Here is an 8,490-nt window from a genome sequence, read left to right as displayed (position 1 = left end):
CTGGGTCTTGCCATCATCGGGGCAGAATATGTCTTGGGATGGCTGCCGCGCGGTACCCACCACTACGACAAGCTGGTGCGGCCTGAGGAAATAGCAGCGCCGCTCGGTGCGGCCGGTCTGCAGGTGATCGAGAGTATCGGCGTTGCCTACCATCCGCTGCGTGATGAATGGCAACGCAGCCGTGATCTCTCGGTCAATTACATGATGCTGGCGGCGCGTCCCGCCTGAGGGCTATATCAGATCGTCGGGCAGGACGGGGAGCGGGGCAATGTCGATCCCTTCCTCAAGGAGAGCCTTGGCCTCGACCGGGCTTGCCTGCCCGCGGATCGAGCGATGGGCTGCTTCATCATAGTGAATGCGCCGCGCCTCTTCGGCAAATCGCGGACCGACATCCTCGCTGCTGGCGACAATGTGGTCGCGCATTTCCCGCATGAGGCGGCGCAGCCGGACATCGCGCTCATCGGGCTTTACCATTGCCGCGGGCGGGCTGTCGTTGCGGTCGGTATTGCTGACGCCGGGCGTCATCAACTGTTTCACGACGTTGCCCGAGCCGCACATTGGACAGCAAAGCTTGCTGCCGCGCGCCTGGCGATCGAAATCAGCCGACGAGCGAAACCAGCCTTCGAAACTGTGGCCGGCCTCGCAATGGAGCGCGTAGCGGATCATCGGGCCGTCAATCCGCCAACAGGGGTGTGAGCTTGCCAGCTGATTCGAGAGCGTAGAGATCGTCGCACCCGCCAACGTGAACACCATCGATGAAAATCTGCGGAACCGAGGTCCGGCCGCTGGCGCGTTTTACCATTTCGTCGCGCCGGTCCGGGGTCTTCACCAGATCGATTTCGGTGAAGGATGCGCCCTTCTTGTCGAGCAATTCCTTGGCATCAGCGCAGTAGGGGCAATAATCCTTGGTGTAGATGGTGACGGATTTCGTCATGGCAGAGGTCCTTTGAACGCGGCGAAACACCCAATTACCAAGCGCGGAGGAAGGTCCGGACCTGCTTTTATATGGTAGTGGAGGCGTCGGACGCAACGGTCGTGCCGGCGCGGGCAAAAACCAGGATATCCACGTTTGCCGCGCCCGCCGCGCCGAGGATTCGGGCAGCGGCGTTGAGTGTCGCGCCCGTCGTCAGCACATCATCAATGACAACCACCCTGCGACCGGTGAGCAGAGCGCGATGTTGGGCGGCAATGGCAAAAGCGCCCACCATGTTGCGGGCACGGGCCTCGCGGCTGAGGCCCACCTGGGGTGGCGTTGCCTTGCGGCGTATCAAGATATCGGTGCGGCACAGGCGGCCGCTTGCCCTGGCGATATGTGAGGCAAGCAGAGCCGCCTGATTGAAACGCCGGCGCCACAGGCGGGAGCGGTGCAGCGGGACGGGGATGACAAGATCGGCGTCCTCAAGAATATCGGCACCGGCGCGGTGCATGGCGCGCGCCATCAGGGGTGCGACCTCGTGACGGTCGGAATATTTGAGCGCGTGCACGAGATCGGTCGCTACCCCCTCATAGGCGACAGCGGCGCGGGCGCGCTGCCATTGCGGTGGAAACTGGTAGGCGGATGCCGCGTAGATGCCAGGTCCCGGATCGATGACGAAGGGGGTGGCGGTGCGCTCGCAGAAAGGGCGGGAAATATAGCTCAACTTCGCCCAGCAGCCCGTGCACAGCGTTTCCGGGTCCTGCAGGCCAACGCCGCAGGTCGGGCAGCGTGGCGGCAATATGATATCGACAACAAGGCGCGCGGCGTGCCGAAAGCTGAACTTGCGGCGCGGCGCGGCCTCCTCGGCGAGCGGATCGTCGATGAATGTCATCGGCACAGACTAGTCGAGACTTGCGCGCCTGTGCAGGGGTTGGAAGCAGAAATGTCACCTGGGCGTGGCTATTGCTGTCGCGCTGCTGCCGGTCTCTCGACGACGATCCGTGCTTGAGCGATAAGGAGACATGACACCGCGCATTTTTGACCGCTCCCTGCTGCGTCTGCGACGGCAACGCGCCATGCAGCGCCCTCTTGCTGGCAGCGATTTTCTGCTGCGCCATGTCGCTGCGGATATTTCGCTACGCCTCCAGCCGGTGCAGAGGGAATTCGCACTGGCTCTCGATGTTCTGAGCCCGACCAGCCAGATCGCCGACGCGCTGCGCCAGAGCGGCAAGGTCAGCGAGGTGGTGCGCATGGATATGGCATCAGCCGCGTTCCATGCCGATCAGCGCCTGGCGGTCATCGGTGATGACGAGACGCCGCCCTTTGCGCCGCAGACGGTCAACCTCATCGTCTCGGCGCTGTCGCTGCAGGCGGTCAATGACGTTCCCGGAACGCTTGCCCAGTTTCGCCGCATGCTCAAAGAGGACGGGTTGTTCATTGCTGTCACCCTTGGTGCGGCGACACTGGGCGAATTACGCCACGCGCTGGCGCAGGCTGAAAGCGAGATGCTGGGGGGCGTGTCGCCGCGCGTTGCGCCCTTTGTCGATGTCCGCGACATGGGGTCGCTTCTGCAACGCGCCGGTTTTGCACTGCCGGTCTGCGACAGCGATACTCTCACGGTCCGCTACCCCCATGTGCTCGCGCTGATGGCCGATCTCAGGGCAATGGCAGCCACCAATATCCTTGAGGAAAGGCGTCGAACGTCCCCTGGCAGGAGGTTTTTTCTGCGGGTGGCGGAGATCTATGCTGCGCGCTTTGCTGATCCGGACGGGCGTATCCGCGCAAGCTTCGAGCTGGTCTGGGCGCTCGGCTGGGCGCCTCACGACAGTCAGCAAAAGCCGCTGAAGCCCGGATCGGCACAGATGCGGCTTGCCGAGGCGCTGAAGCATTCACGGTGAACGCGCGTCAGGTCAGTTCCTGCAAAAACGGAATGAGCGGTTCATCGGCAGGCGGCATGGGATAATGGCGCAGGCGCATCGGCTGCACCCAGGCCAGTTCCTGTCCCTCGCGCCCGCTCACCTGACCGTCCCAGCGCCGGCATACCCATAGCGGCATCAGCAGATGAAAATCCGCGTAGGCGTGACTGGCGAAGGTGAGCGGCGCGAGGCAGGCTTCCTTAACGGTAATGCCAAGCTCCTCGTCAAGCTCGCGGATGAGGCACAGTTCGGGGCGCTCGCCGGGTTCGACCTTGCCACCGGGAAATTCCCATAAGCCGGCCAGCGCCTTGCCGGGTGGGCGACGGGTGAGGAGGATGCGCCGGTCAGGATCAATGAGGGCGCAGGCCGCAACCAGCAGGATGCGCGAGGAGCCTGCGCTCACGAGCGGTAATCGCCATTGATGGCGACATATTCCTTGGTGAGATCGCAGGTCCACATATGTGCCCTGCCGCGCCCAAGCCCAAGATCAACGCCGATGACAATCTCATCATTCTTCATATAGGCGGAGACGGCGGCTTCATCGTATGCGGGGTCCCGCTCGCCCAGATGGGCGACCCGGATGTCACCAAAGCGGATCGACAGGCGATCACGCTCAGCCGGCTCACCGGCCTTGCCGACGGCCATCACCACGCGGCCCCAATTGGCATCCTCGCCGGCAATGGCCGTTTTCACCAGCGGCGAATTGGCGATCGCGCGTGCAATATGCTTGGCTGATCTGGCGGATTTTGCGCCGCTGACTTCCACGGTTATGAATTTACGCGCACCTTCGCCATCTCTGGCAATCATCTGCGCCAGTTCGCCCAGAACTGCGGTCAAGGCGCGCCTCATCTGTCCGGCACGGCGATCCATGCGGGTGATCGGCGCGACAGCGCTCGCCTTGCCGGTTGCAAAGGCAATCAGCGTGTCGGAGGTCGATGTGTCGCTGTCCACTGTCACGCAGTTGAGGGTCTTGTCAGCGGCAGGCTTGAGGATCATCTGCAGAATGTCCGCTGCAATCGGCGCGTCAGTGAACACGAAAGACAGCATGGTTGCCATGTCGGGCTGGATCATACCGGCACCCTTGGCGATGCCGGCGATGATGACCGGCTTGCCATCAAGCATCACGCGTTTCCAGGCGAGTTTGGGGAAGGTGTCCGTTGTCATGATGGCGCGCGCCGCATCGATCCAGTCCCCAGGCTTCGCACTGGCAACGAGACCTTTCATGACGGCGCCGAATTTGTCGGCCGAGAGCGGTTCGCCGATGACGCCGGTCGAGGCCAGAAAAATCTCTTCAGGCGTGCAGCCGATGTCGCGGGCGGCAAAATCGGCTGTGAGCTTTACCGCTTCGCGCCCTTTGAGCCCGGTGAAAGCATTGGCATTGCCGGAATTGACTACCAGGGCTCGCGCCTTGCCACCTTGAAGTACGGCGCGGCACCATTCGACCGGCGCGGAGGGGCAGCGGGAGCGGGTAAAAACGCCGGCGACCGTAGTGCCCGGATCAAGGAGCGCCAGAAAGACATCGCGCCGCCCGTGATAGCGGATGCCCGCCTCGGCGGTGGCAAAGCGTACCCCCGCGATATCAGGCACACGGGGGAAGCTCTTGGGTGCGAGCGGGGAGATGGGAGCAGACTTAGCCATCGTCAGGCGCCTCTGGACAGGAAAACATGTTTTCTCTGCCCGATCCGTCTGACGACGACAAGTCGTCCTGTCTGCCTATTTCTTTTCGATCTGCGCGCCTTCGCGCAGCTTCTGCACCAGTTCAGCTTGCGTTTTGCGCGCCAGATAGGTGCGAATCTGCCCGTCGACTTCGGCAAGCGGCGGGGTCGGCGTCTGGCGGCGCTCCTCGACCTTGATCACGTGATAGCCGAATTGCGTCTTGACCGGTGTTTCGGTCCATTTGCCGGGATCAAGAGCAAAGGCGACCTCAGCAAATTCCGGCACCATGCGATCCTTGGGAAAGAAGCCGAGATCGCCGCCCTCGCCCTTTGAGCCCGGATCCTGTGATTTCTCCTTGGCAAGCTCAGCGAAATCCTTGCCGGCCTTGAGCTCGGCTACAACCGCCTTGGCATCCTCTTCCGTCGACAGCAGGATATGACGTGCGTGCACTTCCACTTCGGAGGGAGAGGCTGCGACCTGGTCCTTGTAGAAGGCAGCGACCGCTTCATCGGTCACGGATTTGGCAACGGCTGATCGCAAATAGGATTCCGTCAGCATCTTGTCGATGATGAAGCGTGAGCGCGCCTCGAAATCCGGGCCTTCGCCCTGCTTTTCCTTGCGCGCTTGCGCTGCCACGACCTTGAGCGTCACCAGATAATCGATCAACTGGGTGCGGCGCGTGGCCTCGGGTACACCTTCAATCGCCTCGCTGAGTTCGGCGAGCGCCGCGCTGACATCACGTTCCGTGATGGCGACGCCGTTGACGGTCGGCAGCGCTGCGGCTGGCGCCGGCGGGATCGCGATGCCTGCGGGGGGGGCCGGCGGCGTTTGTGCCAGGCAAGCAGCGGCACCGGTCAGCAGCAGGGCAAATGTGCTTGAGGCAAGCAGGCGGGGCGAGGTGAGCATTCAAATCTCCGATTTCTGCGGGCCGGTCATGCCAGCGCCGGCGGTTTACGCGTCCCGGCTTCCATTGACAATGGCCGAGTGGGCACCCTATCTGACGCCAATTGAACGATGTGGTAAAAAACGCGCGATGTCATGTCCTGGCTCTCGCCAAAAATGCCGCGCGTACCTATCTGCCGTTTTGTCATGGCCAATGTGGCATTTTGGCGGTTGGTGGTGCCGTTAGGGCAGCAACGACGATGAAGTGACGTGCAGGGTCGCGCGCAATTGAAGGTAAATCACGCATGCTAGGGCTTGGTTCGCTGGCGAAAGTTGTTTTTGGCTCGTCAAATGAGCGCAAATTGCGCGCCTACCAATCGCGCGTGCGCGAGATCAATGCGCTGGAAAGCGGCCTCCAGGGGTTGAGCGATGAGGCGTTGCGGGCGAAGACAGCAGAGTTCAAGGCCCAGCTTGCGGCAGGCGCGACACTCGATGACATTCTGGTGCCGGCCTTCGCGGTTGTCCGTGAAGCCGCCAAGAGGACCCTTGGCCAGCGCCATTTCGATGTGCAGCTCGTCGGCGGCATGGTTCTGCACGAAGGCCGGATCGCTGAAATGAAAACCGGCGAAGGAAAAACGCTGGTCTCGACGCTTCCGGTCTACCTCAACGCCCTGTCGGGGCGCGGCGTCCACGTGGTGACGGTCAATGATTATCTTGCCAGGCGTGATGCGGCATGGATGGGCGAGGTCTACAATTTCCTCGGAATGAGCGTTGGCACCATCGTTCATGGTCTTGATGATCTTGAGCGCCAGCGCGAATACGCCTGCGACATCACCTACGGCACCAATAACGAGTTCGGCTTCGACTTCCTGCGCGACAACATGAAGTATGAAGTCGCCCAGATGGCGCAGCGCGGGCATGCGTTTGCCATCGTCGATGAAGTCGATTCGATTCTGGTCGATGAGGCGCGCACGCCCCTCATCATTTCAGGGCCCCTCGATGATCGCTCCGATCTCTATATGGCGATTGATGCCTTCATCCCCCAGCTCGGTGCGAGCGATATCGAGGTCGACGAAAAACAGCGAACGGTCATCTTCACCGAGACCGGCACAGAGAAAATGGAGCAGATCCTGCGGGATGCCGGCCATGTGCGGGGCGAGGATCTCTACGATGTGGAGAACACCACGGTCGTCCATCACATGAATCAGGCGCTGCGCGCCCACAAGCTCTTCCAGCGCGACCGCGACTATATCGTGCGCAATAATGAGGTGGTCATTATTGACGAATTCACCGGGCGCATGATGCCGGGGCGGCGCTATTCCGAAGGGCTGCATCAGGCGCTTGAAGCCAAGGAGAAAGTGCAGATCCAGCCGGAGAACCAGACGCTCGCCTCGATCACCTTCCAGAATTATTTTCGCATGTACGAGAAGCTTGCCGGCATGACCGGCACGGCGGCAACGGAGGCGGACGAATTTCTCGATATTTACGGCCTCGAAGTGCTGGAAATCCCCACCAACGTCACCGTCCAGCGCAAGGACGAAGATGATGAGGTCTACCGCACGGTTGAGGAAAAATACCGGGCGATCGTGCGCGAGATCAGGGAGGCACGGGGGCGCGGCCAGCCGGTGCTGGTGGGTACGACATCAATTGAAAAATCGGAGACGCTGGCGGCTGAATTAAAAAAGGCCGGCTTCACTCAGGTCGATTTCAATGATCCCGATCCCTATCGCGCGCTTTATGAGACGAGCGGTCCGGCGGGTGGGCCGATGCTGTTTGCGGTCCTCAATGCCCGCTTCCATGAGCAGGAAGCCAATATCGTGTCGCAGGCGGGCGTTCCCGGCGCCATCACGATTGCCACCAACATGGCGGGACGCGGTACCGACATCAAGCTTGGCGGTTCGGTCGAGCTGCGCACCAAGATCGAACTTGCCGATATGCCCGATGGTCCGCAGCGCGATCAGGCGGCAAAAACGATCGAGAATGAAGTCGCACGGCTGAAGGAAAAGGCGCTGGCGGGCGGTGGTCTTTACGTCATCGGCACCGAGCGCCATGAGAGCCGGCGCATCGACAATCAGCTGCGCGGGCGCTCAGGCCGCCAGGGCGATCCGGGCCGCTCGAAATTCTTCCTGTCGCTGCAGGATGATCTGATGCGTATTTTCGGGTCCGACCGCATGGAGGGCATGCTGGTCAAGCTTGGCCTCAAGGAAGACGAGGCGATCATCCATCCGTGGATCAACAAGGCGCTGGAAAAGGCCCAGCAAAAGGTCGAGGCGCGCAATTTCGACCAGCGCAAGAACGTGCTGAAATACGACAACGTCATGAACGACCAGCGCAAGGTCGTCTTCGAGCAGCGTCGCGAATTGATGGGCGAGCCGGACGTGTCGGACATGGTCAACGATATGCGCCACCGGGTGATCGAGGAGGTGGTGAGCCGTCATATTCCCGCCGACGCCTACCCCGAGCAATGGGATATTGCCGGGCTGGAGAAGGAGGTTGATGAGACGTTCGGCATCAACGCGCCGGTCGCTGACTGGGCGAAGGAAGAGGGTATTGCCGAGGAAGAGGTGGCTGAGCGCACGAAGCGGCTCGTCGATGAGGCGCAGGCGGCGCGTGCCGTCCGCATCGGCCCGGAGACCTTCCGCCAGGTCGAGAAGGCGGTGCTGATGCAGACGCTTGATCATCTGTGGCGCGAGCATCTGGTCAGCCTCGACCATTTGCGCCAGGTGATCGGCTGGCGCGGCTATGCGCAGCGCGATCCGCTGAACGAGTATAAATCGGAAGCCTTCGAGATGTTCCAGGCGATGATGGATCGCCTGCGCACCAATGTCACCTCAACCCTGATGCGCATCGAACTGGCGCCGCCCGCACCGGTGGCGCCGCAATTCGATTCTCTGCAGATGCAGCACCTCGATCCGGCGACGGGTGAGAACGCAGCCGAGCTGGCGCAAGCCTTGCCGGCAGGGCGCATCGGTAAAGCGACGGCTGGCGCGGTTGATGCCAATGATCCGGCAAGCTGGGGCAAGGTCGGGCGCAATGAACCCTGCCCGTGCGGATCAGGCAAGAAATTCAAGCAATGCCACGGGCGGGTGTAGGCGGCGCGCGGCCTTCCAGTTCAATCAT

The 8,490-nt window shown here is 61.8% G+C and carries 8 protein-coding genes and 1 pseudogene; 3 read left to right on the top strand and 6 right to left on the bottom strand.

The features are described 5' to 3' along the window. Positions 1 to 228: pseudogene (locus ACINK1_RS11160) on the top strand (bifunctional 3-demethylubiquinol 3-O-methyltransferase/2-polyprenyl-6-hydroxyphenol methylase); the annotation flags it as partial. Positions 229 to 231: 3 nt separating this feature from the next. Here the strand turns inward: ACINK1_RS11160 and ACINK1_RS11155 are convergent. The 3 genes from ACINK1_RS11155 to ACINK1_RS11145 all read right to left on the bottom strand — a co-directional run bounded on the left by ACINK1_RS11155 (position 232) and on the right by ACINK1_RS11145 (position 1,808). Next, a complete protein-coding gene (locus ACINK1_RS11155; protein ID WP_376800426.1) occupies positions 232 to 666 on the bottom strand; it encodes a DUF1178 family protein in 435 nt (144 codons plus the stop codon). Between the two features lie 7 nt (positions 667 to 673). Continuing rightward, complete coding sequence (grxC, locus tag ACINK1_RS11150; protein ID WP_376800425.1) at positions 674 to 934, bottom strand: glutaredoxin 3; 261 nt, start codon at positions 932 to 934, stop codon at positions 674 to 676. Positions 935 to 1,001: 67 nt separating this feature from the next. Continuing rightward, positions 1,002 to 1,808 carry a ComF family protein gene (locus ACINK1_RS11145; protein WP_376800424.1) on the bottom strand — a complete coding sequence of 269 codons (807 nt, stop codon included), beginning with the start codon at positions 1,806 to 1,808 and terminating at the stop codon, positions 1,002 to 1,004. 130 nt (positions 1,809 to 1,938) lie between these two features. On the opposite strand from ACINK1_RS11145, the gene ACINK1_RS11140 reads away from it, so the two are divergent. After that, positions 1,939 to 2,814: a class I SAM-dependent methyltransferase gene (locus ACINK1_RS11140; protein WP_376800423.1), complete on the top strand. Its 876-nt coding sequence runs from the start codon at positions 1,939 to 1,941 to the stop codon at positions 2,812 to 2,814. 7 nt (positions 2,815 to 2,821) lie between these two features. Here the strand turns inward: ACINK1_RS11140 and mutT are convergent, their stop codons facing one another. The 3 genes from mutT to ACINK1_RS11125 form a co-directional block, all read right to left on the bottom strand. Beyond that, positions 2,822 to 3,235 carry an 8-oxo-dGTP diphosphatase MutT gene (gene mutT / locus ACINK1_RS11135; RefSeq protein WP_376800422.1) on the bottom strand — a complete coding sequence of 138 codons (414 nt, stop codon included), beginning with the start codon at positions 3,233 to 3,235 and terminating at the stop codon, positions 2,822 to 2,824. After that, positions 3,232 to 4,470 (bottom strand): bifunctional glutamate N-acetyltransferase/amino-acid acetyltransferase ArgJ, encoded by a 1,239-nt coding sequence (gene argJ / locus ACINK1_RS11130; protein WP_376800421.1) that lies wholly within the window; start codon positions 4,468 to 4,470, stop codon positions 3,232 to 3,234. The genes mutT and argJ overlap by 4 nt, the downstream gene beginning before the upstream one ends. A 75-nt stretch (positions 4,471 to 4,545) precedes the next feature. Beyond that, positions 4,546 to 5,394 carry a peptidylprolyl isomerase gene (locus ACINK1_RS11125; protein ID WP_376800420.1) on the bottom strand — a complete coding sequence of 283 codons (849 nt, stop codon included), beginning with the start codon at positions 5,392 to 5,394 and terminating at the stop codon, positions 4,546 to 4,548. Positions 5,395 to 5,675: 281 nt separating this feature from the next. On the opposite strand from ACINK1_RS11125, the gene secA reads away from it, so the two are divergent. Continuing rightward, on the top strand, positions 5,676 to 8,462 hold the full coding sequence (gene secA, locus ACINK1_RS11120) for a preprotein translocase subunit SecA (RefSeq protein WP_376800419.1): 2,787 nt from the start codon (positions 5,676 to 5,678) through the stop codon (positions 8,460 to 8,462). Positions 8,463 to 8,490 lie beyond the last annotated feature (28 nt).

Origin of the sequence: Raskinella chloraquaticus (SeqCode) (assembly GCF_021731865.1) — a bacterium.
GTDB classification, from domain to species: Bacteria; Pseudomonadota; Alphaproteobacteria; order Rhizobiales; family UBA4765; genus Raskinella; species Raskinella chloraquaticus.
The sequence above is the reverse complement of the archived record's forward strand: the minus strand, read 5'-3'. Positions and strand labels throughout refer to the sequence as shown.